The organism is Priestia sp. FSL R5-0597 (assembly GCF_038006305.1).
GTDB classification, from domain to species: domain Bacteria; phylum Bacillota; class Bacilli; order Bacillales; family Bacillaceae_H; genus Priestia; species Priestia zanthoxyli.
The window spans coordinates 1,873,795-1,900,435 of the sequence record NZ_JBBOUZ010000001.1; the positions used below are offsets into that span (position 1 = coordinate 1,873,795).

The window sequence follows — 26,641 nt, forward strand, 5'->3', positions numbered from 1 at the left end:
TCAAAAAGGTAAACTAGAGGATGAAGGAATCATGAAAGAGGGATAGGGATTTTCCTGCATCCTCGTCTAGTTTTTCTATTAATTTTTACATAACGTGAGTTTAAGAATCTATCTTTGGTAATGATAACGTTTTCTTTGTGATTTATAATAATAGTAACAAGCCTTGATTTACTATATTCAATTAAGTTTATAGGGGAGAGGTAAGAAATGGAATCCACACTTTCTTTAAACACATGGAAACGTTTTGTAAACGAAGGAGCACTTGAATCTTCAAGGTTAAACGACATCATTGTAAAATCGTGGCACCGCTGTAAAAGCGCAGATGTTAACCCTTACCTAGATAAAGGCAGATCGATTTTAAGAAACGAAGATTTTCATTCTCGAAAACAAATGAACTCTTTATTTCTTGAAACGGCGTTGCCGCACTTAGAAAGAATCAGACAATCAGCGGCAGATTTAGGAATGGTTGCTCTATTAATTGACCCAGAAGGCTATATTTTATCTATTACAGGAAATAGACTTACACTGAATGAAGCAAGAAAAATTAATTTTGTGGAAGGTGCCTGTTGGACAGAAAAAGAAGTAGGAACAAATGCAATCGGGACGGCTCTGCAAACGGAAGAACCCATTATGATAACAGGTACAGAACATTATTCGATTGCTTCGCATCAATGGAGCTGTTCGGCGGCGCCTGTTCGAAATGACGACGGAAATTTAATTGGGATTATTAATATTTCCTGTCCCGTAAACAGAGCGCATCCTTATATGCTTGGAATGGTTACGTCCATTGCGTATACAATCGAACGGGAGTTAAGCATTCGAATGCACAAAGACGAAATTGAGTTGGTTCATGCTTCTATGAATTTTGTCGATAGCAAGCAGCTCTTGCTGCTTTGCAATTACAAAGAAGTGATTGTAGGAGCAAGTAAAACCGTTCGGGAATGTATACCTAAATGGTCAGGACAACAGTTGAATACGATTGTACAACAGGGATTTCGTATAGTGATGGAAGTGCCTGTCATTTCAAAAAGACACGGTCATTCTATTGGAAAGATTGTTTACTTATCAGAAGAAACGACTCATAACCAAATAACTAAACAGATCTCTGCTCAATCATTTTGTTTTAAAGGAGAAGCAGGCATAAGCCGATCCTTTCAGCGAACATTAGAAGAAATAAAGCAGGCGGCTCCTACGGATACAACGGTCTATATTTTAGGGGAAACAGGTACTGGAAAAGAAGTAGTGGCGAGAACGATTCATGAAAACAGTTCGCGTAAAAACGGGCCTTTTATTGCTCTTAATTGTGGTGCCATTCCGAAGGAACTTATGGAAAGTGAATTATTTGGCTATGCGGAAGGAGCCTTTACAGGAGCACGGCGTCAAGGATATCAAGGGAAGTTTGAACAGGCTAATCATGGTACGATTTTTCTTGATGAAATAGGTGAGCTTCCTCATTCTATGCAAGTTTCTTTGTTAAGAGTATTGCAAGAGCGCAAGGTCACGCCTGTGGGAAGCAATCAGGAAATTCCGGTAGACATCCGGATTATTACCGCTACTCATCGAGATCTTCGCCAACTTGTCAATGAAAGGAAGTTTCGAGAAGATTTATACTACCGGCTTCACGTGTACCCCGTGCATGTTCCGCCTTTACGGGAAAGAAAAGAAGATATTCCGCATCTTATGCGGTACTTTTGTCAAACGAATGATTGGAATATGAATTTCCCCAAGGAACTAGTAGATAAATTGATAGATTACCAGTGGCCCGGAAACGTTCGAGAATTATTTAATGTACTTGAACGCTTGAAAATTTCACTAAACGCGGACACAGAAAAAGAGACAATATTGAGTTATTTGAGTTCTTTACATCTTGGTGGTCAGAGGGACATCTCTCACTCTGATACTTCACAAGAAATAGAAGAAAACGGTTTTACGTCCCTATCCGCACTCACATTTCGTGAAAAAGTTCAAAAAGACTTGATGATGGATGCTTTACGTAAAACGCAGGGAAATGTGTCGCTTGCTGCTAAGCTGTTAGATATACCAAGAAGTACATTTTATAACAGATTAAAAAAATTCAATTTATAAGCTGAGAGTTTCTAGCTGTTTTAAATTTAGAAAAAGTAAAAAACGAACCATTGATTGATCAAGATTTTTGATTAGTGGTTCGTTTTTTTTGTTATGATAAGCGTAGTTTCGATTCGTTTTAAGTTCTTCTAGTAGTTGATTGGAGGGCAAGACGAAAACTCCTGCCGAAAAAGCGGAACAGGGGAGACTCCACAGGAGCGTATGCGACGAGAAGGCTCAGCGGCCGCCCGCGGAAAGCGAAGTCTTGTACGGAATCAACTGCCGTGACACAAGCGTTCAGCTCATGTATCCTATTTGTTCGTCGTTAGATTGAATTGATTTCGTTATATCTCGATCTTTTTTAAATTTAATGAAGAATGTACGCATATTTTATTATCAGATTATTCTGTACTATATACAGTATATTGTATACAATATATAATTTAATCAATATCTAATTAACAAAACCAGAGGTGATGAGTGAATGACAGACAAACAGTTTAAAAATGTACAAGACGGAACAAAAGCGGTATGGGCAGGAGAAAAAGAATCGCTTGCTTACAATGCCACCCAAGTTCCCGTCGTCTTCAGCGTAGCTTATAATTATGATGACGTAGACGAATGGCAAGAAGTTGCGTTAGGAAACAAACCAGGCTATACGTATAATCGCATGAGTAATCCTACGGTTAAAGCTTTTGAAGAAAAAGTAAGGATACTTGAAGAAGCAGAAGAGTCGGTCGCATTTTCCTCCGGCATGGCGGCTATTAGCAGCACATTATACACGTTTTTAAAACCTGGAGACCGAGTCGTATCGGTAAAAGATACATATGGGGGAACAAATAAAATCTTCACTGAGTTTCTTCCTAACATTGGAGTGGATGTAACCTTATGTAATACGGGGAATCATGAAGAAATTGAAGCGGAAGTAAATAAAGGATGTAAAGTGCTGTATTTAGAATCTCCTACAAATCCTACGATGAAAATTATTGATATTGAAAGAATAGCGAAAGCAGGAAAATCGGTAGGGGCAGTGGTCATTATTGATAATACGTTTGCGACACCAATTAACCAAAACCCTCTTCAATTAGGAGTAGATCTTGTCATTCACAGTGCCACAAAATTTTTAAGCGGACATGCGGATGCCTTAGGAGGAGTAGTATGCGGCTCTAAAGAATTAATGCAGCATGTGTATCACTACCGTGAGATCAATGGCGCGACCATGGACCCTATGTCAGCGTATCTTATTTTAAGAGGAATGAAGACGTTAAAGCTGCGTATACGTCAACAAGAACGAAGCGCTTTGGAAATTGCTAAATTTCTTCAAAAGAAAGAAGCTGTTGAAGCCGTCTATTATCCTGGATTGGAAACACACCCTCATCATCATATTGCCAAAAAACAAATGAAAGGCTTTGGCGGAATATTAAGCTTTGTGTTAAAAGGAGAAATGGAAGCTATTAAAATTTTGCTGCCAAAGTTAACGTATGCAAATAAAGCCGGTAATTTAGGAGCAGTTGAAACGATTTACGGTCCGGCAAGAACGACTAGTCACGTAGAATGTACGCTTGAAGAACGTAAAGCTCTTGGAATATCCGAAGGACTGGTTCGCATATCTGTAGGAATTGAAGATACGGAAGATTTAATTGCAGACTTAGAACAAGCATTTGCTCACTTAGAATCTGCATCACCTATTAGTAATTAAAAAGACATGTATTACTTTTTTAAATAAAAATAAGGTAAGCAACTCTTTTTAGTTGGTAGACGTTTCTTCAAAATTGCAGAGATATTGTGGAATAAAGCTGAGAAATTAAACTGCACGTGTATTTTTTCGTCTGATTTTGTAGGTATACTGATAAATTAGATGAAATAAAAATGTTTTTACACGCTTTAAAAATAAACTAACTTACAATAGCCTACAAATAAGGAATGATAGTATGTCGAAACAAGAAAATGAATACACAATAAAAGATGCATCATTGTTTGGATTTAAATTAATGCAGGTAAGTAAAGCCATCTGGCGAGCTGCAGAAGATGATTGGGAGCAATGGGTGAAGCCTTATGGTCTGAATGTAAATGAGCATCATATTTTATGTTTGGCTAGCAGCACGGGAGAAATCTCGATGTCAGAGTTAGCTAACTTAGGAGCTATGCATATCTCTACAGCATTTAATTTTTCGAAAAAATTAGAAAATCAAGGGTATCTGTATCTATCCAAAAGAGAAAATGATAAAAGAAACACCTATATCAAACTGACTGAAAAGGGAGAACAATTATTGCTTGACACGCTCAAAGGGTATGAACCACATAACAGTAAGGTGTGCAAAGGCGCACTTCCTTTAAAAACGTTATACGGAAAATTTCCCGATTTTCCAGAGCTCGTAACCGTTGTTCGTCACGTTTGCGGCGGCGACCTAGTGACCGTTGCTGATCAACCTTTTGTGAATATAGAAGAAGCGGGAATAGAAGAAAATGAAGATAAGAAAGAAGTCCAGCTAACTAGTAATTGAACGCGCTAAATAATGGGCAGAGAATAGGGCCTCGTGAAAATAAGTGAATAACAGACCGAGCTGTTTTATCCGTGAGAAACTTCACGTATAAAACAGCTCTTTTTTATTTTGTGAATAATGATTCTCCATTATATTATGAGAAATTTAGGATAAGCTACCAGTAGTAAATTTACCGGAGAGAAGGAGTGGTTACCATGAATAAGTCAGACTCAATTTCTGTTTTTCAGCTGATCCTTCTTTCGATGACGTTTATTGGCTTAAAAACTCATGTGATGCTTATATCTCCATTAATTAAAACGGCAGGGCGCGATGCTTGGATCACTGTTCTTCTTACTTGTCTTTTAACACTCATATGGGTTCCTTTACTCGTATATGTAAATAAAAAAACAAACGGCGAACATCTTTTTCAATGGATGAAAAAACATATGAATAAGTCATTTACCAACGTTGTTATTTTTCTTATAATCGCTTATTTGACCATTATGGAAATTGCCACCTTACGAGAGACGATTACGTGGATCAATATTATTTTTCTTCAGCGAACACCTTTAATTATACTCGTTTTATTATTTGGTTTTACCTGTTGCTTACTTGCCGCTACGAGCATGAGAACGATTAGTATTGTAAACGTGTTTCTTTTATTTTTTATTGTACTATTAGGTTTTTTTGTTTCTTTTACAAACTTTCAATTTAAAGATTATTCTTTATTGCAGCCTGTTTTAGAAAATGGCTATTTTCCGGTTATTAAAAGTATTGTATTTCAAGGATCAGGGATGGTAGAGCTGCTGCTGCTGCTTTTCTTGCAGCACAAAGTACCGCAGCCTATACGCTATAAGCATTTAGCGGTGGCAGGAATTCTCTTAACAGGCCTTACAATTGGGCCTCTCATTGGGGCAATTACTGAATTTGGTCCTGTAGAAGCCTCTAAGCAACGTTTCCCTCCCTATGAAGAATGGGGAATTGCATCGCTTGGAAAGTTTATAGAGCATATCGACTTTTTATCTATTTATCAGTGGCTGTCGGGTACCTTCATCCGCATTTCGACCTTTCTTTTTATTATGAAAGAATTAGTTCCATTTCAAAAAGGCCACAAAAGGTTTCTTTTACTCATTTTAGTGGTTATCACTGTATGCACGCTGGCTCCTATAACAGACTTTACTTTTTCAAATCTTTTATTTTTTACAATCATACCGGCTACTTTCTGGCTGTTTGTTGCTTTTTCTCTTTTCTTAGTAGTCATAGTCTTTCTAATTTCTCATCAAACAAGGAGGGGTAAAAGTGGAATTTTTTAAGAAGCAAAAAGACTACAGCTCTAAAAAACAAGAGAGCGAAAGTCTTTTAAAAGGAAGTTCTTCTCGTTCTCAGATCATCAATGAGCGTACGTTAAGAGATTTATTTGGAAAATGCGGCGATATTAACTTCGAGACCGTTTATTTTTATAACAAACGAGTGCTTATGATTTATTGTACCGGTTTAGTGAGTACGGAAATGCTATATGGAATGATCCCTAAAAGATTAGAGGAATGCTGCGCTAAGTTAGAGGGGGAAGTAGAAGGAGACCAGATCATAAAATTATTAAACCTTCCCTCAGTTTCTATCGTTCAAAATGAAGAACAGGCAGTTTCGGAAATTTTTTCTGGGAAATTATTCATTGATTTTGGATTACCGAACGCTGTTGTGTCTATCGATATTTCTGACCGTCCTCAAAGAAGTCCAGAAGAAACGAAAAATGAAGTAACCATATTGGGTCCTAGAGATAATTTTATTGAAGACTTACCTGTGAATATTGCTTTAATTCGTAAGCGTCTTAAATCGGTTTCCTTGTTAACAAAATCTTTAGAAATTGGAAAACGAACAAAAACAAAAGTAAGCATTTTATACATGGAAGACGTAGCTGACAAGAAGATACTTGACGAAATTATGGAGAAGTTAGGGAATATCGATATCGACGGTATTTTCAGCGGAACACAGCTAGAAGAGCTCATTAATAAAAATCCGTATAGCTTTTTTCCTCGCCACGCTTATACAGGGAGACCTGATTTTGCGGTTCAATCTCTGTTAAATGGCCGGTTCATTATATTAATTGATGGCACTTCATATGCGTATGTTACACCTATTAACCTTTTTTACTTATTAAAAGGATCTGAGGATAAAGAAAATACATATTTATACAGCTCTTTTGAGCGTATTCTTCGAATCTTCGGGCTTTCTATCGCTGCTTTTTTGCCCGGTTTTTGGGTTGCAATGACGGCTTTTCATCAAAATCAGCTTCCTCTCAGCTTATTAGCTACGATTGTTGAAGCAAGAAGAGGTGTCCCGTTTCCTACCTCTCTTGAAGCAATATTAATGCTCCTTTTATTTGAATTGTTTCGAGAGGCAGGGTTTAGACTCCCGACTTCTGTCGGGCAGACACTCAGTGTAATCGGAGGGCTTATTATCGGTGATGCAGCCATTAGAGCCGGTTTAACAAGTCCTGCCATGCTGGTTGTCATTGCAGGCTCTACGATTGCTACCTTTACGCTAGCAAATCAGTCCCTTATAGGAACAATTTCACTGATCCGCTTTTTTAGTATTATCTGTGTTAGCATTTTAGGTTTTTTTGGCTTTTTTATTTCCATCTTTTTAGTCATGATCTATATTACAAACATTCGAACGTTTGGTGTGCCATATTTCGAATTAGCAACCCGATTAGATGCGAAAAATATTTTAAAATCTCTCTTCCGCCTGCCCGAAAGTAAAAAAGCAACGAGAGCTAGTATGCTTAACCCAAACGATTCCACCCGCGAAGAAGGAGGAAGTTAGTGAAAAGGACCATAAGGAACTTACTTATACTTGCTATGAGCTCTTTTTTATTGTTTCTTTCGGGGTGCTGGGATACGAATGAACCGGAACAAATGGTATACGCACAGGGAATGGGGGTAGATTTTAAAGATAATCGTTACGTTCTTTACCTGCAGACAATCAATTTAAGTTTATTGGCAAAATCTGAGGCAAGCGGTGCTGGCGCGGGTCAAGTCAAAGTAGAAGTTGGCTACGCAACAGGAAAAACCATTGATGAAGCTATTTTTAGATATTATCAAATTTCTCAGCGCAGAATCTTTTTTGGGCACTTAGCTTTCCTTGTTCTAACGGACGATGCGTTAAAGCATGGTGCTGTCAAATCTGCGGTGGACTTTTTAGATCGTTATCGGGAAACGAGATATAACATTTGGATGTATGCTACGAAAAGCCCTTTGAAAAAAACGCTGTTAGCTACGCCGATGTTCGAAGTATCGAATGCTCTTTCTCGCTTGAGCGATCCTAAAGTGATTTTCAAGCAAAACTCCTTTATTCCACCAGTTGATTTAAGAGAGCTCATTATCCATCTTAATGAACCAAGTCACGAAGTAAACATCCCTTTAGTTCAGACTAAAGAACATTTAACAACGGATCAAAAAAGTGAAACAGCTATTCAAGTAAACGGAGCAGTGGCTATTACATCATCTGAATTAAAAGGAGTTTTTTCTGAAAGTAAAATCAAAGGGCTTAGATGGATAACTGATGAATTTGTACGAGCTGGTTTACGGGTAAGGCTACCTGATCATTCCGATATTGATCTTGTGGTAGACAAGAAAAAAGTAAAGATCGAACCTGTTCTAAAAGGTAGTAATCTAACCTTTAATATAAAAGTTCGGGCAAAAGCAACGATTTTAGTTATGCCGCAGCACGAAAAACTATCAACTATAAAAAAAGAAGCTGAACAGAAAATTAAGAAACAAATTATTGAAACATACGCGCAAGGCTTAAGTATAAACAGCGATGTTTACAGGCTTTCTCATGTTCTTTACAAAAAAGAACTGCGTAAATGGAAAGCTGTTCAAAGCAACGGGGCCATTCCTCTAACAAAAGACTCAATAAACGTGAAGGTCAACGTACAGGTTAAGCACGGAAACAAACAGCGAATAGGTCCGACTATAGATTGAAATACTGAAAACCTGCATTTCTCACCTAATAATGTTAAATCAAAAGTGTAAGAATAGATAAAATAGAAAAGACCGACCTAAAAACAAATCGAATATGGAAAATCAATGACAAATATCTCGAGGTTTGTAAAAGATGCAGCGGATATTATGATGGAAAACGGCTGGATGGAAACACCACCGGCAGCCGTAGATAGAAATCATTTAAACTCCAACTAATTAAATGACTTGCCTTAAAATATGTAAAAGCTCTTAACCTATATAGCTTGAATGAGTAAAAAACACACAAAACAAATCTCCAAATTTTGTGTGTTTTTTATTTGAAGAGAAAAAAGCTGTAAATCCTGTTTTTATATTTGATGATCATTAAACTAAAGCAATTTATGATTACAATTTGTATATGAGCTTAATGTCTCTATGTATAAAAAATGTTATTTATTTGCTGCTCATTATTTTATAGAAATTACTATACATTTATAAGAGATTAAAAAGAAATTAAAGAAATTATAAACATTGCTAAAACTTATATGGACAAAAGCCTTCTGCTGACTGAGGTTATAGGGAATGAAGCAATCAAAAAAACTGCAGATTACTACAAGAATTTTCACGAAAAAATATAGGATTTTTTTATAACAGCTATATTTTCTACGCAGTCGATCGGAAAATAACGTTTATTTATTGTATTTTTTGTTCATTTAGTTGATTTTTTTCATGAAAACGAAAATCATTATCATTTAAAGAGATTTATTATAGCTGAGAGACAAATATGTTTTAGTAAGTTAAAGAGAAAAGAAGAGTAGGAGGGAAATAGAGTAGAGATGAGGAAAAAAAGGCATAACAAAAAAGAGTATTATAGAGCGTTAATTTTTGCCTGATAATACCCGTTGGCAATTTTGCGGATATACGTAAAGAAGTTTGACTCCATTTCATGCACAAGAGGGCGAAATGCATCCATACTTTCTTCTATGTAAGTTTGTTGTAGGTAACGCTGAACGGACGTTAATGATTTTTCGATTATATCTAAACCGAACTCATGCACAATGGAATGAATATCTTCTTTTTTAATAGAATAATGGCCAAAAGATTTAAAGAAATTCTTAAACTGAGCAAATGCATGCTCTCCACGGATTTTTTCGATTTCTTTTTGTTTTTTACTATCATGAGCACCAGTTAAATTGAAACTTAAAATAAAACCATCCTTGATTTTTTCAATAATCGATTTTCTTGGCTGCTTTTCTTCTAATAATGTTTTGACACAATCATCTTTTTCTAGTACATCGATACGGAAAATTTTACTTAATTTACTAGCCATTTCTTTAATAGCAGCTTTATAGCCAATGTATTTCGGAAGAATGTGTTTTACCTCGGTGTAAGATAAAAGGGCTTCTGAATCTTTCTTTACGTTTACATCAGATTCGTATACATACAAAGCACGTAAAGCCAGGCGCAGCATGTTAATATTTTTGATAGCCAGCAATTGATAAATCACTTCCATTGAAACAGAAGTGTAACCACCTTTTGAAGTATATGTATTGTGATCTTTATCAAGCATTTCCGGAGTATATGATATGTTTTGAGCATCAGCAGCTTCTTTTATATGTAAATCTAAAAAATCCTCTAAATAGTTGTTTAAAGAAACTTGAATATAGTCTCCCCATAAACGATCCCAGCGAATGATGTCATAGTCTTCTAAAAGCTTATTATTATTTTGAACGGTCCGAACGGAACATTGGATTGTATTAGCCAGTTCTTGCTCAGAAATAATTGAAATATGACCTTGGCTGTTACATTTGGCTACGTAAGCTAAAATTTGCTTCATCAGAGAACCCGTCCACTTTATGTTTACAAAGTTTTTTGCTAGACCAAATGAATGTTTTTCATAGTAATAGCCGTTGTCTCGTTTCGTCTCTCTATTTAAACCACTCATGACAATCAGCAGCTTGTTTGCTATCAGAGTGTGCCGTTTTAGTGCCAGCTTTTGTATACTCATGTAGTTACCTCCTTTCCAAAACTATATACGTCATCTTTTACAGTATAGACACAGTCATATAGGCTGTAAAATGACATATTTGCACGGAAAAATGGTGCATTTTTTTAAAAGACTAGTGATACCAAGGGACGAGACATCTATTTACAAGGTGACATATTTGCACGGAGATGTGGAGCAAAAATAGCGTTACATTTCATAAACGTTGATAAAACAGCATTCTTAAGACAAATGTCGTATTATGACGGATGAAATACACGTAATGTGACAAATTCAAAAAAAAATTTGATGTAAAAATGACATATTTGCACGGAGAATAGGAGCAAAAATGATAAAAATAAAGATTTGGGCAACAAAGTGACACATTTGCACGGAAAATAGGGACATAAAACAAAAAAATGCCCTTTTTTAGACACAGAAAGTTCACATTTTTACAAAGAATAAATGAACATTTGCAGAAAAAATCGCGCTTTTTTAAAAAAGTGGCATGTTTGCACGGAAATCTAGAGCAAAAAACACTTTTGCACGGAGATTTGGAGCAAAAAATGCAGAAAACGAAGGGGGAAAGTCGCTGTCTCAAGAAAAATTATGTAAAAGTGGCATATTTGCACGGAAGATTGGAGCCAAACTTATAGTAAATGCAGTATAGAAAGAAAAACGACACTTTTGCACGGGAACCTGGAGCAAAAATTAGCTATAACACTTCTTTTAGACACAAAAAGTTCACAAAATGATAGGGAAGGTGAAGTTTAATAACTATATCAGCAGGGGAAATAGTATGTTTATATGGAGAATTGGAGCAAAAAAACACTTTTGCACGGAAATGTGGAGCAAAAAATGCAGTAACTAATGGTAGGCAGATAAAAAGAATGCTCTTATAAAGATCATAAGAGCATTCTTTTTTTAGCCTATAGAACTTGTTACGTTTTGATAGATAGAAAGGGGAGCATATTCGTAATCACCGGCTAATAAGTCTTTTACTTCACTTTCTCCCACAGGAATAAAGGTGATCTGAAACACTTGGCCCACTCTTTTATAAGATTGGACAGCTAGTTTTTGTTCGACTAGCTCATCTAAGGCTGTTTCAATTTCGACAAGGTTTTCTTTTTTACGTCTCTTTCGAAAGCGGACTCTTGTCGAAAAATATAAATAATCTCTTGTGACATTGTATGAAGATTTTGTTTCATAGCAAATGAGACGCTCTTTTTGCATAACGAATAGCAAATGGTAAGCGGCGTCTAAACTTAATTTTTCTACTTTATTTTTGTAAATACGCACCGTTTGGCGTTGAATATAGTCTCTATATATCACTTCATTGACGTGAATTTCAGCAATTCGCGTTCCGTTTGGCATCGTAGTAATATCCACAAAGTCAAAAATACCATAGGCAATTGTCTTATTATGCTGTACTTTTGACATGCTGTAGTGCTTCATTTTTGTAATTCTTTCTTCTATCATCTGGTAATTGCGCTTACTGTCTGTTTTATAAAGTGCTTTCACAAGGTCACCAATCTTTACATTAATGATTTTTTGTGTAGCGAACAACTCGTCGCGTTGGCTCATGATCTCTAAAAACACTTTATAATCAAACCGATCTAAATCACTAATTTTATTTCCATTTTCTTCAGCGTATTCTTTTTCTATTAACAATTCGTAATCTGTCCCGTCTTCAGAGTTATAAGTACTTAAGAAATATTCTTTTCCTTCTTTCTCTAATAGGGGTTGCTCGACGAGAAGCTTTGCTCTTGAGTTAGAGAAAAAAGGGTTCTCTACAGTTGAAAAAGGGCTTTCAATAATACTATGGTTTCCGTTTTGGAAGCTAGGGTCCAGTATAGTCAGCCCAATAATAATAGATATATCCGTATGAATTGCTTTTTCTCGCTGCGTTTTGGTTTTTTGATGAATATAAGGATAATCAGTTAAGAAGAAGCTATCTTCTTGACTCCATTCACGTAGGATATCAATTCGTTTATTAATGACTTCTTCCGGAGACGGTATGTTTTCAAACTGTTTGCAAAAGAGTTCTTTTCCGTTTGTTTTATAATAAGCTGTTAGCGCTCTGTATTCCCCAATCAGCTCTTTATTCTTCTTGGGCTTTTTTTGCTCATAGTCGCGTATAGCAGCATCTAACCATCTGCGTTTCGTACGATTGAGAAAGTCTTTTTTTAAAATCCTCAACGCTTCGTTTACATCTTTATTTTCAAAGTGCTGCTGATAAAGAGGGAGGATGGTGCTCTCTAAATCACCTTTTATACTTTCGTTATAAACGGATAAGAGGCGTAATTTAGATACTCTATCAATGACTTCGCGTATGAGTAAAGATGAATAATCCATACACATCTAACCTCCTTAATCTTAAGTTAGTCATTTTAATCCTTAGTTGGATAGTAGCTTTAAATCTATTGTAATGCACGAAAGTTCGATGCCACAAACAAAAGACGGCTACTATCTATAGTCTATTTTTCATTATACACGTGCAAAGGGGGCGAAGGGGGGGATTTTCTTATTTTCTTTTTTCGTAATCTAAATTTGGTCATGAAGTATATACATTTGCTGCGTAGCTTATGTAAGGAGGGTAACTCTGTTCGCAAGACTGCTAATTCTGCTGCGGAGTTTACTGGATGAATAGCAAGCAATTTAAAATAAAAGGATATCAGCGGTTAAAAGAGAATACTTTCTAAAACTACTAAACATACCCTGGAGGTCATGAATGAACCCTATATTAAATGAAGTAGGCACGATTTTTATTCCTGTAGAAGATATACAAAAAGCACGAGACTGGTATTGTGACGTGCTAGGTTTGCCGGCAGATGGAGACATTTTATATGATCATTTATATGTGATACCTATGAATGGAACAGGAATTGTATTAGATAGCAAAACTTATTCAAAAAATACGCTTTTTAAAACACCGGCTTTTCATTTGAATACAAACGATATCAAAGAAGCTTATGAGTATATGAAACAGAAAAAAGTAGAGCTAACGACAGGAATTGAACACGATCACTGGTTTATATTTAAAGATCCAGATGGAAATCATCTTATGGTGTGTGAATGCTGAACCTATGGAATAATAAAAGGACCTTCAAGAGAAGGTCCTTTTATTGTATTGCCTTTGCATTTTATAACTTGATAGATTTGTTTCTGAATTGAATCATTCTTACAATATTTATCACAATTGTTTTTGTTACAGCATAAGCCGGAATCGCTAAGATCATTCCGAGTATTCCTGCAATATTACCCGCAACAAGCAATAAAATAATAATCGTTAAAGGATGAGTGTTTAATTTCTTTCCAATTACCAGCGGAGAAATAATGTTCCCATCGAGCTGTTGAACGATTACGACGACGATAATTACTAATATCGCTTTTGTAGGAGAGTATAATAAGCCTACGATTAAAGCGGGTGCTACGCCAATAAAAGGGCCGACGTACGGGATAATATTAGTAAGGGCTCCTATTAGTGCGAGTATTAATGCATAAGGCAACCCGATGATGAGGTAACCAATGAATGTACTAATACCGACAAACAAACAAACGAGCATTTGGCCTTGAATATAAGTAGCTAGCGTATTTGTTGTTTCTTTCATTGTACGTAACGTTTCTTTTCGATAAGAAGCAGGAACCATACGCAGCGTATTTTTACGAAGTTTATGGCTGTCTTTGAGCATATAAAAAAGAATGAAAGGAACGGTTACAACCGTAAGAGTAATATTTGTTACGACGCTTAAAACAGATGAAATACTGTTTGTGAGATTCGTAGGTAAAGTAGACGCGTAGTTTAAAAGTGACTCTTCAATATGATCGAGCGACACATATTTTTGTTCAACCAGCCAGTTAAACCATCTTGAGTTAGATAAATCATTTATGTACTCTCTCGTTTCTACAATGTAAGACGGAATATTCTTAGCCAAATCAGTTAATTGTTTAGATAAGGTAGGTCCCACACCGCCCACAATAGAAGCAATTACGCCGATAAAAACAACGTATAATAGTAAAATGGCCAGTGTTTTTGGCACTTTTTTTCTTGTGAGAAATGACACAATTGGTTCGAATAAAAAGAAAAGAAAACCAGCTACAAGAATAGGAAAAAACAAAGTGGAGATAAACACACCGATTGGTAGAAAAACAAACGAAATATGTTTACAAATGTAAATCAGTAAAGCAATCATTAATAGTTCTAATGTCCAAAAATGCAGTTTCGATTTAAACAAAAAGTTACCCTCTTTCTTTACTATTTTTTACTATCATACATCAAAAAAGAAACCCACTGCACGTTAAAAGTGGGCTTTTTTAGTCTGTATAACTTTCATTTAAATAAAAATTAGGCTTTTTCCTCTTTATCTTTAGTGGTATCCTCTGGAGTTTTTTTGTCGTCATCTTGTATAATTCCTTCTGCTGCATTTTTAAATTCTCGCAGGGAATGTCCAAATGCTCGTCCTATGTCCGGCAATTTACTTGGTCCAAATACAATTAAGGCAGTAATCCCGATTACGACCATGCTTGTGGCTCCTGGCATGATATCCTCTCCTTTAAAAGCAATGAATATATGAAAATTAAAAAGAGATAGTAAATAAAGTGCATGTTTATACTATTCACTTTTCTCTTTAAAATTCCTTTATTTTAAATGATACGAAAACAAGGTGGAGCGGCTATGTATGATTTAAATGCTTGTAGTGATATTTTTTCCTTTCGCATCCGACGCTAATTATAGCATTAAAGATAGCTATTCGTCTTAGTAACCTTATAAGCTCTATGTAAAAAAATTTGCTTTAATTCTTATGGAATCATGTCAGAAATCGTGTTTTTAAAATTAAAGAATCAGTATATGAAAACAAGAAAAGAAAAAAATCGAAAAAATATAAAGATAAATTGTTGTAAAATTTAGAAATAAGTAATAGAATTAAATAAAATGTTAACGTTAACATTTTTGTTGTTGAAGATTATATCTTATTAAAATAGTTATCTATAAATAAGATTATTTATCCTCATATAAAATTTTGTTAACGTTAACAAAAAAGTAAAGGAGTAGGTAGAAATGAAACAGTTTATGGATGACCATTTTTTATTAACAAATGAAACAGCAGCACACTTGTATAATACTTACGCAAAAGATATGCCGATTATTGATTATCATTGCCACTTAAACCCGCAGGAAGTTTATGAGAATAAACAGTTTAAAACGTTAACTAACGTTTGGCTAGATGGAGATCACTATAAATGGAGACTGATGAGAGCGAACGGAATTGAAGAAGAAAAGATAACAGGATCAGCGAGTGACTATGAAAAATTTCTCGCGTGGGCTAAAACAGTTCCGATGACGATTGGGAATCCACTATATCATTGGACGCATCTAGAGTTAAAGCGTTTTTTTAATATTGATGAGATATTAAATGAACAGACGGCACCGTTTATTTGGGAAAAAGCAAACGAGAAATTACGCAGCGGTAAGTTTGGTGCAAGAGATCTTATTACACGTTCTAACGTAAAAGTTATCTGTACAACGGATGACCCAACAGATTCATTAGAGTATCATATGAAACTAAGAGATGTCCAAGGTTTTGAGACCCAAGTACTTCCAAGTTTTCGTCCGGATAAAGGGCTTGAAATCAACCAAGAAGGGTTTAAGAGCTGGATTGCAAAGTTGCAAGATTGTTCAAACCGCTCCATTCACACCTATGAGGATTTGTTAAAAGCTCTTGAAAGTCGAGCTCGTTTTTTTCATTCCATGGGAGGGCGTTTATCTGATCACGCACTAAATAAAATGGTATATACGAAGACTTCGAAAGAAGAAGTTTCGGAGATTTTCTTAAAAGCCTTAAAAGGTGAAGGCGTAAGTACTGAAGAAGAAAGTAAATACAAGTCATATACGTTAATCTTTTTAGGGAAGCTGTATAATGAGCTAGGTTGGGCAATGCAATTTCACCTTCATGCTCTTAGAAACAATAACACCAAAATGTTTCGTCAGTTAGGTCCAGATACAGGGTATGACTCGATGTATGACGGACAAGTGGCAGAGCCTCTCGTACAGCTTCTTGATCAAATGGACGTACAAAATAGTTTGCCAAAGACGATTTTATATTCGTTAAATCCAAAAGATAATTATGTATTAGCAAGTATAATTGGCAGCTTTCAAGGAGACGGTATTCCTGGCAAGCTGCAGCTTGGCACGGCTTGGTGGTTTAATGATCAACGAGAAGGTATGTTAGAACAAATGAAAGCGTTATCAAATGTTGGGTTGTTTAGTCGGTTTATCGGTATGTTAACAGATTCCCGAAGTTTTCTTTCGTATACAAGGCATGAATATTTCAGAAGACTAGTATGCAGCTTAATTGGTACGTGGGTAGAAGAAGGGGAAGTACCTAATGACCAACAGCTACTTGAGCAAATTGTAAAAGGAATATGTTATGAAAATGCTAAAGACTACTTTAGCTTCCCAGCCTATACGCTGCAAAAATAAAGGGGCAAAATAGTTTAAAGAATTGCAAGGGGAGAAGGGGGATTACCATGAGTGTTGTGGCAACAGAAAGAAAGGTTGAAATAAAAGTAGAAAAGAAAAATCTTAGTGTAAAAGAAAAAATATCTTATGGTATGGGTGATTTTGGTAACGGTTTCATGTTTGATTTAGGGCAGCTTTATTTGTTGAAGTTCTTTACAGATGTGGCAGGCATCCCTGCCGCGGCTGCGGGAGGGATTTTTCTAGTAAGTAAGTTATTTGCAGCAGTTTGTGATCCCATTGTTGGTTCGTCCATTGATTACCGAAAAAACATCGGAGCTAAAGGAAAATTCCGGCCGTATTTACTATTCGGAAGTATGGTGTTAGCCATTTTAACCGTACTCACGTTTATTTCGCCAAATCTTTCACCGGCGGGTAAATTAATTTATGCGTACACTTCTTATATGATTTGGGGAATTGGCTATTCATTTGTCAATATTCCATACGGATCGCTAGGCGCATCCATGACTCAAAATACTTCTGATCGCACGTCTCTTGCTGCTTTTCGTCAAACAGGATCATTAGGTGCACTGTTTGTAACCAGCATTGCTGTTGTACCGCTCATTCTGTTATTTCCAAATGAAAAAATCGGTTATCCCGTTGTCATGGGAATTATGTCGGTCATTGGCATCATCGCTTTTTATGTATGCTATCGCAATTGCAAAGAACGCATTGTCGTAAAAGAGAGTCCAAAAGAAAAACTATCAGTTAAGTCTATTTTTAAAACGTTTGTAAGTAACAAACCTCTTTTAATTTTAGTGTTTATGACGGTATTTACCATTTCAGCTTACAATATTAAATCAGCTATGCTTATTTACTTTGCACAGTATAATTTAGGAAATGTTAAATTGATGGCTTACATGAACTTTATTATTATTGGTTCATCCTTTCTAGGAGTCATTATGCTGCCAAAGCTTGTTAGCCGATTTGGAAAAAAGCAAGCTGCAATGATTGGCTTAGGAATCAGTATTGCAGCGGACACAGTAAATTTCTTTATGCCTTCTAACGTCATAATTTTTACGATTTTAGCAAGTATTGCCTTTATAGGTATCAGCATTCCTAACGGGATTACATGGGCATTTGTATCAGATATTATTGATTATGGTGAATGGAAAACAGGCGAAAGAAAAGAAGGCACAACGTATTCATTGTTCAACTTTTCTCGAAAGCTTGCTCAGTCGCTATCCGGCTTCTTATCAGGTATTGGTTTAGGGTTAGTTGGGTATATCCCAAACGTGGCACAAAAGGCAGGTACATTAGTGGGAATTAAAAGTTTGCTGTTACTATATCCTGCTATTGCTTTATCCATTGCTGCAGTGATTATTGGTTTTATGTATAAGCTAACGGATAAGAAACACGCGGAGATTGTCCAAGATATTCATGCTAGGTCTTAGTCAAAACTGTCATAACATTCACCATTTGCTTATTATTCCTACTAACTTGTGATATCCTTATAATAAAAATCGATACTGATTCATTAAAGGAAGGTAAATGAAATGGGTGTTACAATTAAGGATATTGCAAAACTAGCAAACGTATCACATACAACGGTTTCACGTGCATTAAACAATAGTCCGCTTATTAAAGAAAAAACAAAAAAGAAAATTTTAGAGATTGCAAATACGCTTAACTATATTCCTGATTATCATGCGAAAAATTTAGTGCTTCAAAAATCTCATACAATTGGATTGTTTTTTACGAGCATGGCAAACGGTACGTCACCAAGTTTTTTAGTAGATAGTATTAGAGGGGTAAGTAAAGTAATTGATGTTCAGTATAATTTATTTGTAAGAGGCATTGACGATTATGATGATTATACGTACATCAACAATAAACGCTTTGATGCGATTATTTTAATGAGTCAAAGCGACCGTGATAACGCTTTTATATATAACGTAGTAGAAAAAGGCATCCCGTTGATTGTGCTCAACCGTCAAGTTGACGATTCATCGATTATTAATATTTTGTCAAATGACAAAGAAGGAGCCTACAAAGCCGGCGAATATTTGATTGAATTAGGTCACAGGCATATTGCAATCATAGAAGGAATAGAAGGTTTTAAATCAACTCAACAGCGTAAGGAAGGATTTCTTAACTCGTTAATTGATCACAATGTTTCCATTCGCCAAGAGTATATGATTCAAGGAAATTACGATATGCAAAGCGGATATGAAGGAATGAAAGCACTGTTAAGGTTAAAGCAGCCGCCTACTGCTGTTTTTTGTTCAAATGATGATATGGCAATCGGTGCTATGAACGCCGCATTCGAGTCTGGGCTAAACGTACCGAGTGATATCTCAATTATTGGATTTGATGATATTGAATTAGCCAAATACACCACTCCTTCACTCACAACCGTTAAAAGACCAATCGAGAAAATCAGCATGACCGGAGCAGAAGCAGTTTTATCATTAATGGACAAAGATGACAAAAAGATGCTGCAAAATAAAGTTTTAATTAATACCGAATTAATGGTTCGCCAGTCTGTAAAGTCACGCTCATCTATGTAGCCGGTTATTTAGTATAACCGGCCCAAAAATGTTAACGTTAACATTTTTAAGAAATAAAACAATATAAAAAGCTATAAAAATAACAATGTTAATGTGTGCAAAAAAGGAGATGCTAACATGAAGTTAAACCGTCAGATGCAAGCTAACACACGTATATACCCAGAAAAAGTACTGCAGTTTGGAGAAGGCGTATTTCTAAGAGGGTTTGCTGATTGGCAAATTCATCAAATGAACAAACGCACTGCATTTAAAGGCAGTATAGTAGCTGTCAATCCGAGAATTACGGGAAATGCAGGTAAATTGAATGAGCAAGACGGTTTGTTTACGGTTTCTCTTCAAGGAATTCAAGACGGTAAAGCAGTCAAAGAACATGAAGTAATTGAATCTATTAGCCGAGGTCTAAATCCATATGAAGATTATGAGGCGTATATGCAATTAGCGGAGAAAGAAGAGCTAAGATTTCTTATTTCTAATACAACAGAAGCAGGTATCGCATTTTTAGAAGAAGACCGCTTGGAACATGCACCGCAAACGAGTTTTCCTGGTAAAGTTACGGCATTTCTATATAAGCGGTTTCAAGCTTTTCAAGGAGATCCAACAAAGGGACTTATTATCCTTCCTTGTGAATTAGTGGAGCGAAACGGGGATTTGTTAAAGAAAATGGTATTGCGCTATGCCGACAAATGGAATTTAGAGAAAAAGTTTACCGAATGGATACACGAAGCAAATGCTTATTGCTGCACGCTTGTTGACCGAATTGTGCCAGGTTATCCAAACGATGAAAATCTGCTCAATGAACTGAGTTATGAAGATGAGTTTTTTGTGATCGCAGAGCCATTTTACTTATGGGTTATTGAGGGACCTGAGTGGGTAAAAGAAGAGTTTCCCGCGGAAGAAGCTGGTTTACATGTGAAATTTGTGGACGACATTGCACCATATGCGCTGCAGAAAGTCAGAATTTTAAATGGGATTCATACTGCTATGATGCCTGTTGCGTATTTAGCGGAACTAAATACGGTCAGAGAAGCAGTCGAAGATGATGTAATCGGAACGTTTATTCGAAAGTGTCTGTATGAAGAAATTATTCCTAGTTTACCAGTTTCGGAAGAAGAGTCTTTGCCAGTTGCTAAATCTGCATTAGAACGCTTTCAAAATCCGTTTATCCACCACGCATTAATGAGCATCTCTTTGAACAGCATGACAAAGTTTAAAACGCGAAACATCCCAACTCTTAAAGAGTACGTTGAAAAGCAAGGAGCGCTGCCGGCTTTGCTTACATTTTCTCTCAGTGCCCTCATTTCTTTTTATAAAGGAAAAAGAGAAGGAGAAAAAATTGAACTATCAGATGACCCTGCAGTTCTAGAAATGTATGAATCTCTTTGGAATACGTTTGACGGTACTGAAAAAAGCATTTCTTACATTGTAAAAGAAGTACTGGGATATAAAGAGCATTGGGGAGAGAATTTAAATACGATTCCTAGCTTAACAGAAGCCGTAACAAATGGAGTCTTAGCCATTGAAACTCTCGGAATGAAACAGGCAATAAAAGAAATTCTCTATGTAACCGCAACTAAACAGTAAGAGGTGAAGCATATGAAAGAAGTAATTCGTATTCATGAGGAAGATAATGTAGCAGTAGCTTTACGAGATTTTTTAGCACAAGAGAACCTTATGGTTGATGGAAAAGAAATTTCTCTAAAAGAAGAAGTGAAACGGGGCCATAAAATAGCTCTTACGCCAATTTCAGCGGGCGGCAACATTATAAAATATGGTTTTCCAATCGGGCATGCGACGCACTCTATTTCACCTGGTGAATGGGTGCATACGCATAACACAAAAACAAATTTAAATAATGTTAACGAATATGAATTTCATCAAAAGTTAGCAGCTCCTAAAGAAAAAAAACAATCGCTAACGTTTAAAGGATATCGCCGCAAAAACGGAGACATTGGAATTAGAAATGAGCTTTGGATTATTCCAACGGTAGGGTGCGTAAATGGTATAGCCGAACAAATGATTAAACAGTTTCAAAAAGAAATAGGTGATATCTCGCCTTTTGAACATGTAACCGTTTTAAAACACAATTACGGATGTTCTCAGCTCGGTGATGATCACCTTAATACAAGAACCATGCTTACGAGAATGGTACAGCATCCAAATGCTGGAGGCGTATTAGTATTAGGGCTTGGATGTGAGAATAATAGCTTAACAGAATTTAAACAAGCGCTAGGTACAATTGATGAAAGCAGAGTGAAGTTTTTACAATCTCAAGACGTCGAGGATGAAATTGAGGCAGGAGTCACTTTGTTAAAAGAAATTTATGCTGCTGCTAAAGATGATAAAAGAGAAGACGTTGATATTTCCAGGCTGAAAGTAGGTCTTAAATGCGGTGGGTCAGATGGATTATCTGGTATTACAGCAAATCCGCTGCTCGGTAAATTCTCTGACTGGCTCATTGCTCAAGGAGGCACAACAGTTTTAACAGAAGTACCTGAAATGTTTGGTGCAGAAACCCTGCTAATGGAAAGAGCTGTTGATGAACAAACATTTGATAAAATTGTTCATCTGGTTAATGACTTTAAAACGTATTTTCTCAATCATAAACAGCCGGTGTATGAAAATCCTTCTCCCGGCAATAAAGCAGGCGGCATTACAACGTTAGAAGATAAATCACTTGGCTGTACTCAAAAAGCAGGCACGGCCCCAGTCGTAGACGTGTTAAATTACGGAGATCGCTTACAAACTAACGGTTTAAATTTACTAAGTGCTCCTGGAAATGATTTAGTTGCCTCAACTGCTTTAGCGGCTTCAGGGTGTCATATTGTACTGTTTACAACGGGACGAGGAACGCCGTTTGGAACGTTTGTGCCCACTATAAAAATTTCTACAAACACCGCTCTTTATAACAAGAAGCCGCACTGGATTGATTTTAATGGAGGGGTACTGGTTGAAGGTGACACAGAAGAAGCTACGTTAGAAAGCTTTATTGAGTACATGATCGGGGTTTCTAGCGGAGAGCTTGTAAATAACGAAAAAAATGATTTTAAAGAAATGGCCATTTTTAAAACAGGCGTTACTTTATAAATAAGTCGGTTACTAGATTGTTAAACGAAAGGGGAAAAGCTAGTGAAAAAATATGTGCTTTCTTTGTTTGTGATGACTCTGATGCTTATTTTACCGTTTTCTGCCCAAGGAGAAGCTCTTTCAGCAAGTGAAAAAATAACAGCAGTTAAAGAACAAATTCAGCCTCCTTCATTTCCGAACCGTACGTTTAATATTAAGCGGTACGGAGCAGCAGGAGATGGAAAGTCTGATTCAACGGCTGCTTTTAAAAAAGCAATCGAAGCGGCTAACAAAGCAGGAGGAGGGCGCGTTGTTGTTCCACCAGGAACTTATGTTACCGGTGCGATTTATTTAAAAAGCAACGTAAATCTTCATGTAATGAAAAAAGCTACCATTAAGTTTAGTCAAAATCCTGACAAATACTTACCTGCTGTCTTAACAAGATGGGAAGGCGTGGAGCTATATAATTATTCACCGCTTATCTATGCTTATAACGAAAAAAATATTGCGATTACAGGAGAAGGTACGTTAGATGGACAGGGTGATAACGAACATTGGTGGCCCTGGAAAGGAAAAAAGGAGTTTGGATGGAAAGAAGGCGAGCCCAATCAACAGCAAGATCGCGATTTGCTGTTTAAAATGGCAGAAGAGAAAGTTCCTGTTAAAGAGCGCGTATTTGGCAAAGGGCACTATTTGCGACCTAGTTTTATTCAGCCTTATCACAGCAAAAATATCATGATAAAAGGTGTAACCATTTTAAATTCGCCCATGTGGCAAATCAACCCTGTCTTAAGCGAGAACATTTTAATTGATGATGTAAAAATTATAGGTCATGGTCCTAATAATGATGGAGTAGACCCTGAATCGAGTAAAAATGTGCTTATTAAAGATTCTTATTTTGACAATGGAGATGATTGTATTGCGATTAAGTCGGGGCGTAATGCAGATGGAAGAAGAATCAACGTACCAAGTGAAAATATTATTATTGAAGGAAACGAAATGAAAGATGGCCACGGGGGCGTTGTGATCGGCAGCGAAATATCAGGAAGCGTCCGGAACGTATTTGCTCAGCACAATGTTATGGACAGTCCCAATCTAGACCGGGCGCTGCGTATTAAAACAAATTCAGTTCGCGGCGGAACGATTGAAGATATCGACTTTAGCAACAATACGGTCAAAAGCGTTGGCAGTGAAGTGATTCAAATAGACATGTACTATGAAGAAGGAGACACAGGGAATTTTACGCCCGTTGTTCGTAATATCAACATAGAAAATTTGCAAAGTAATGGAGGGAAATACGGCTTATGGATTCGAGCCTATGAACGTTCTCCCGTTACAAACCTAACAATTCGTCATTCTAATTTCCAGCATGTTGCAACCCCATTGTTAATGGAGAATGTAAAGAACCCTGTGTTTGAAGAGTTTTGTATAAATGGAAGCTGCATGAATACAAATCCGTAAAAGGGCGTGTTCATAATCAGCTGCAAGTAAGAGGTAGAACAAACGTATTTTAGCCCAAGAAGTATCCGCACAATGAATCGAGATTATCGATTCATTGTGCGGTCTTTTTTTTGTCGTGATGGTGAACGTAGGATCAATGTGTTAATAATGGTAAAAACCTGCTCTGGAATTTTTACTATTTTATAGATAAGTCAAATGACTCTTACTAATTGATAGATAACATGTATGAAAGAAATGACTTTTGAAGAGTGTTTTTTAAGCAATTTATTACCTAAATGTGGATGTGGGGAGTGTGAGGGAAGATATATAAAAGAATTATAAAAACATTTGTCTTTGTAAGCGTTTTATTCTTTATTTTAATAAAGAGCAAAAAAAGGATGTTTTTCTCTAAATTTTTACCATTGAATATTTTGAATAAAGTTCATAAAATAAACTTGTAAGCGTTTTAAAAGATTAGAAAGTATGTATCTTAAAAGTTGAATAGAGAATTATTTATGAAGACAGGAAATGTGATTTTTTTGCTTTTGATCACCGTTTCCAAGAATACCTTAACAAGTAACAGCAAAACGTTCATTTAATGAAATAAAGAAATAGATAGGAGTAGAGAAAAATGTACATCGGCGTCGATTATTACCCTGAACATTGGCCAGAGAATATGATAGAAGAAGATATCCAAGGTATTAAAGAGTTAGGATCAAATATGGTGAGAATAGGGGAGTTCGCTTGGCATCTTATGGAGCCTAAAGAAGGGCAATATGACTTTTCTTTTTTTGATAGCGTTATCAATAAGCTTAAAAAACAGAATATTGACGTTATGTTTGGTACCCCTACTGCCACTTTTCCGGCTTGGCTTGCGAAGCAGCATCCTTCTATTTTATCAAAAGATGAAAATGGGGCGGTCAGAGCATTTGGAGGAAGACGTCAATATTGTTTTAATTCTCCTCTTTACCGGCAGTATAGCGCTCAGATTACAGAACAACTAGTAAAGCACTACTGCTCAGAAGAAGCAATCGTAGCATGGCAAGTTGACAATGAATTTGGCCATGAAGGCAGTGATATGTGTTACTGCGAACAATGTCATAAAGAGTTTCAGCAGTTTTTGGAAAGAAAATATAAAGATATTAATGAGTTAAATGAAAAGTATGGCACTATTTTCTGGGGACAAACGTATAACGACTTTACCGAAGTGCCTATGCCTGTAAAAACAATTACGACACACAGCCCTTCGTTAAAGCTAGACTGGGCCCGCTTTCGCTCTTTTTCGTTAAACAGATACGCTCACGAACAAACAGCGATTGTGAAGAAATATAAAGGTGATCACCAGCTGTTGACCACGAACGTATCAGGAGGCTTTTTTGATAAATGGTTCGATCATGAAGAAAACCTAGAAGTAATGGACTTTGTATCCTATGATAATTATCCGGTATGGGGCGGTCAAACAGAGCCGATTACCCCGGCTCATATTGCACTAGGTCATGATTTTAATAGAGGCTTGTTACATAAAAATTTCTGGATTGTAGAGGAATTAATGGGTGCTCAAGGTCATGATATCATCGGTTATCTACCGCGACCTAATCAGGCAAAAATGTGGTCTTATCAAGCTTTTGCTCATGGATGCACGAATATGCTGTATTTTCGCTGGCGCGGAATGACAAGAGGAGCTGAGCAATACTGCTACGGAATTGTAGGTCACGATAATCACTATGGAAAACGTTACAAAGAAGTTCAGTCGTTATTTAGTGAAATCGTTCATTACGAACATGTGCTTGAGTCTGATATTAAATCGGAGATTGCCGTTTTATATGACTATGAAAATATATGGTCATGGCGTTTTCAGCAGCAAAGTGAAGGGTTTGACTTTACGCAAGAGCTACTTAGAGGGTATACACCGTTTTATAAGTTGAATACACCCATTGATGTTATTCCTGCTACAAGAGATTTTTCAAGCTATAAAGTACTGGTTGTTCCGGCTTTGCAAATCATTGATAAAGAACTAGGTAAAAGATTTACTGAATTTACTGAAAACGGAGGCGTCATCGTTTTTACGTTTAGAACCGGCATTAAAGACAAACAAAATAATATTCACTTTAAACAGACGCTGCCCGGATATGTAAAAGAAATAACAGGGATTGAAATTCATGAAGTGGAAGCACTGTCTTCTACTCAAAAAGCAGCTATTAAAGGAAAAGGACCGTATGAAGGAGAACAAGCAAGTGCGTCCGTGTGGAGAGACATTATCACACCTGTAACAGCTGAAGTGCTGTATGAGTATGATGATCCATTTTATAATCAAGCGGCTGTAACAAAAAATCAGTTTGGTCGCGGGACGGTCTATTATGTAGGCTGTGGAATTGAAGGGAAAACGTTTGAAAAAATGGCGCTTGATATTGTAACAGAGCAGCAGATTGAGCATACGGAAAGTGAAGATGGAGTTGAAGTATATCCTCGCAAGCTTGGAGAGACAAGTTATTACTTCCTTATGAACCATACGCCAGAAGTAAAAGTATTTAAAGATATTGTTCTGCAGCCTTACGAAAGTCGAGTTGTAGAAAACATGTAGTAGCAACAGGACACTAGAATCTCATAAAGCAATGAGA

General features: G+C 36.5%; 20 protein-coding genes. 16 read left to right on the forward strand and 4 right to left on the reverse strand.

The window, feature by feature from the left end; all coding sequences use genetic code 11:
- The first annotated feature begins 207 nt into the window (after positions 1 to 207).
- The 8 genes from MKX72_RS09550 (at position 208) to MKX72_RS09585 (ending at position 8,746) form a co-directional block, all read left to right on the forward strand.
- Positions 208 to 2,085 (forward strand): sigma-54-dependent Fis family transcriptional regulator, encoded by a 1,878-nt coding sequence (locus MKX72_RS09550; protein ID WP_098626750.1) that lies wholly within the window; start codon positions 208 to 210, stop codon positions 2,083 to 2,085.
- 135 nt (positions 2,086 to 2,220) lie between these two features.
- Positions 2,221 to 2,352 carry a hypothetical protein gene (locus MKX72_RS09555; RefSeq protein WP_255900469.1) on the forward strand — a complete coding sequence of 44 codons (132 nt, stop codon included), beginning with the start codon at positions 2,221 to 2,223 and terminating at the stop codon, positions 2,350 to 2,352.
- A gap of 196 nt (positions 2,353 to 2,548) precedes the next feature.
- Positions 2,549 to 3,763 carry a cystathionine gamma-synthase family protein gene (locus tag MKX72_RS09560; RefSeq protein ID WP_048021365.1) on the forward strand — a complete coding sequence of 405 codons (1,215 nt, stop codon included), beginning with the start codon at positions 2,549 to 2,551 and terminating at the stop codon, positions 3,761 to 3,763.
- Positions 3,764 to 3,995: 232 nt separating this feature from the next.
- A complete protein-coding gene (locus tag MKX72_RS09565; RefSeq protein WP_099330857.1) occupies positions 3,996 to 4,568 on the forward strand; it encodes an HTH-type transcriptional regulator Hpr in 573 nt (190 codons plus the stop codon).
- Positions 4,569 to 4,762: 194 nt separating this feature from the next.
- The gene (locus MKX72_RS09570) at positions 4,763 to 5,860 is read left to right on the forward strand and encodes an endospore germination permease (protein WP_235918755.1); all 1,098 of its coding nucleotides are present in this window, start codon (positions 4,763 to 4,765) and stop codon (positions 5,858 to 5,860) included.
- Complete coding sequence (locus MKX72_RS09575; protein WP_099330859.1) at positions 5,847 to 7,370, forward strand: spore germination protein; 1,524 nt, start codon at positions 5,847 to 5,849, stop codon at positions 7,368 to 7,370. Before MKX72_RS09570 ends, MKX72_RS09575 begins: the two co-directional genes overlap by 14 nt.
- The gene (locus MKX72_RS09580; RefSeq protein WP_228123047.1) at positions 7,370 to 8,530 is read left to right on the forward strand and encodes a Ger(x)C family spore germination protein; all 1,161 of its coding nucleotides are present in this window, start codon (positions 7,370 to 7,372) and stop codon (positions 8,528 to 8,530) included. Before MKX72_RS09575 ends, MKX72_RS09580 begins: the two co-directional genes overlap by 1 nt.
- 87 nt (positions 8,531 to 8,617) lie before the next feature.
- On the forward strand, positions 8,618 to 8,746 hold the full coding sequence (locus MKX72_RS09585) for a DUF3231 family protein (RefSeq protein WP_323874009.1): 129 nt from the start codon (positions 8,618 to 8,620) through the stop codon (positions 8,744 to 8,746).
- Positions 8,747 to 9,377: 631 nt separating this feature from the next.
- Here MKX72_RS09585 and MKX72_RS09590 read toward each other — a convergent pair.
- Both MKX72_RS09590 and MKX72_RS09595 read right to left on the reverse strand, forming a co-directional pair.
- On the reverse strand, positions 9,378 to 10,517 hold the full coding sequence (locus tag MKX72_RS09590; RefSeq protein WP_098626751.1) for a hypothetical protein: 1,140 nt from the start codon (positions 10,515 to 10,517) through the stop codon (positions 9,378 to 9,380).
- Between the two features lie 900 nt (positions 10,518 to 11,417).
- Positions 11,418 to 12,848 (reverse strand): hypothetical protein, encoded by a 1,431-nt coding sequence (locus tag MKX72_RS09595; protein WP_028413700.1) that lies wholly within the window; start codon positions 12,846 to 12,848, stop codon positions 11,418 to 11,420.
- 376 nt (positions 12,849 to 13,224) lie between these two features.
- On the opposite strand from MKX72_RS09595, the gene MKX72_RS09600 reads away from it, so the two are divergent.
- Entirely contained in the window at positions 13,225 to 13,575 is a 351-nt protein-coding gene (locus tag MKX72_RS09600) for a VOC family protein (protein WP_028413699.1), read from the forward strand.
- A 61-nt stretch (positions 13,576 to 13,636) separates the two neighbouring features.
- Here the strand turns inward: MKX72_RS09600 and MKX72_RS09605 are convergent, their stop codons facing one another.
- Entirely contained in the window at positions 13,637 to 14,728 is a 1,092-nt protein-coding gene (locus MKX72_RS09605) for an AI-2E family transporter (RefSeq protein ID WP_025751972.1), read from the reverse strand.
- 110 nt (positions 14,729 to 14,838) lie between these two features.
- Complete coding sequence (locus MKX72_RS09610; protein ID WP_047751147.1) at positions 14,839 to 15,033, reverse strand: twin-arginine translocase TatA/TatE family subunit; 195 nt, start codon at positions 15,031 to 15,033, stop codon at positions 14,839 to 14,841.
- A 519-nt stretch (positions 15,034 to 15,552) separates the two neighbouring features.
- On the opposite strand from MKX72_RS09610, the gene uxaC reads away from it, so the two are divergent.
- From uxaC to MKX72_RS09645, 7 genes are all read left to right on the forward strand, one after another.
- Positions 15,553 to 16,974: a glucuronate isomerase gene (gene uxaC, locus MKX72_RS09615; RefSeq protein ID WP_099330860.1), complete on the forward strand. Its 1,422-nt coding sequence runs from the start codon at positions 15,553 to 15,555 to the stop codon at positions 16,972 to 16,974.
- 47 nt (positions 16,975 to 17,021) lie between these two features.
- A complete protein-coding gene (locus tag MKX72_RS09620) occupies positions 17,022 to 18,404 on the forward strand; it encodes a glycoside-pentoside-hexuronide (GPH):cation symporter (RefSeq protein ID WP_099330861.1) in 1,383 nt (460 codons plus the stop codon).
- 102 nt (positions 18,405 to 18,506) lie between these two features.
- Complete coding sequence (locus tag MKX72_RS09625; RefSeq protein ID WP_099330862.1) at positions 18,507 to 19,520, forward strand: LacI family DNA-binding transcriptional regulator; 1,014 nt, start codon at positions 18,507 to 18,509, stop codon at positions 19,518 to 19,520.
- Between the two features lie 117 nt (positions 19,521 to 19,637).
- Positions 19,638 to 21,101 (forward strand): tagaturonate reductase, encoded by a 1,464-nt coding sequence (locus tag MKX72_RS09630; RefSeq protein WP_155008188.1) that lies wholly within the window; start codon positions 19,638 to 19,640, stop codon positions 21,099 to 21,101.
- Between the two features lie 12 nt (positions 21,102 to 21,113).
- Entirely contained in the window at positions 21,114 to 22,604 is a 1,491-nt protein-coding gene (locus MKX72_RS09635; protein ID WP_034264545.1) for a UxaA family hydrolase, read from the forward strand.
- A 42-nt stretch (positions 22,605 to 22,646) separates the two neighbouring features.
- Positions 22,647 to 24,044, forward strand: a complete 1,398-nt coding sequence (locus MKX72_RS09640) for a glycoside hydrolase family 28 protein (protein ID WP_223546531.1) — start codon at positions 22,647 to 22,649, stop codon at positions 24,042 to 24,044.
- Between the two features lie 610 nt (positions 24,045 to 24,654).
- The gene (locus tag MKX72_RS09645; RefSeq protein ID WP_048021348.1) at positions 24,655 to 26,604 is read left to right on the forward strand and encodes a beta-galactosidase; all 1,950 of its coding nucleotides are present in this window, start codon (positions 24,655 to 24,657) and stop codon (positions 26,602 to 26,604) included.
- Positions 26,605 to 26,641: the final 37 nt, after the last annotated feature.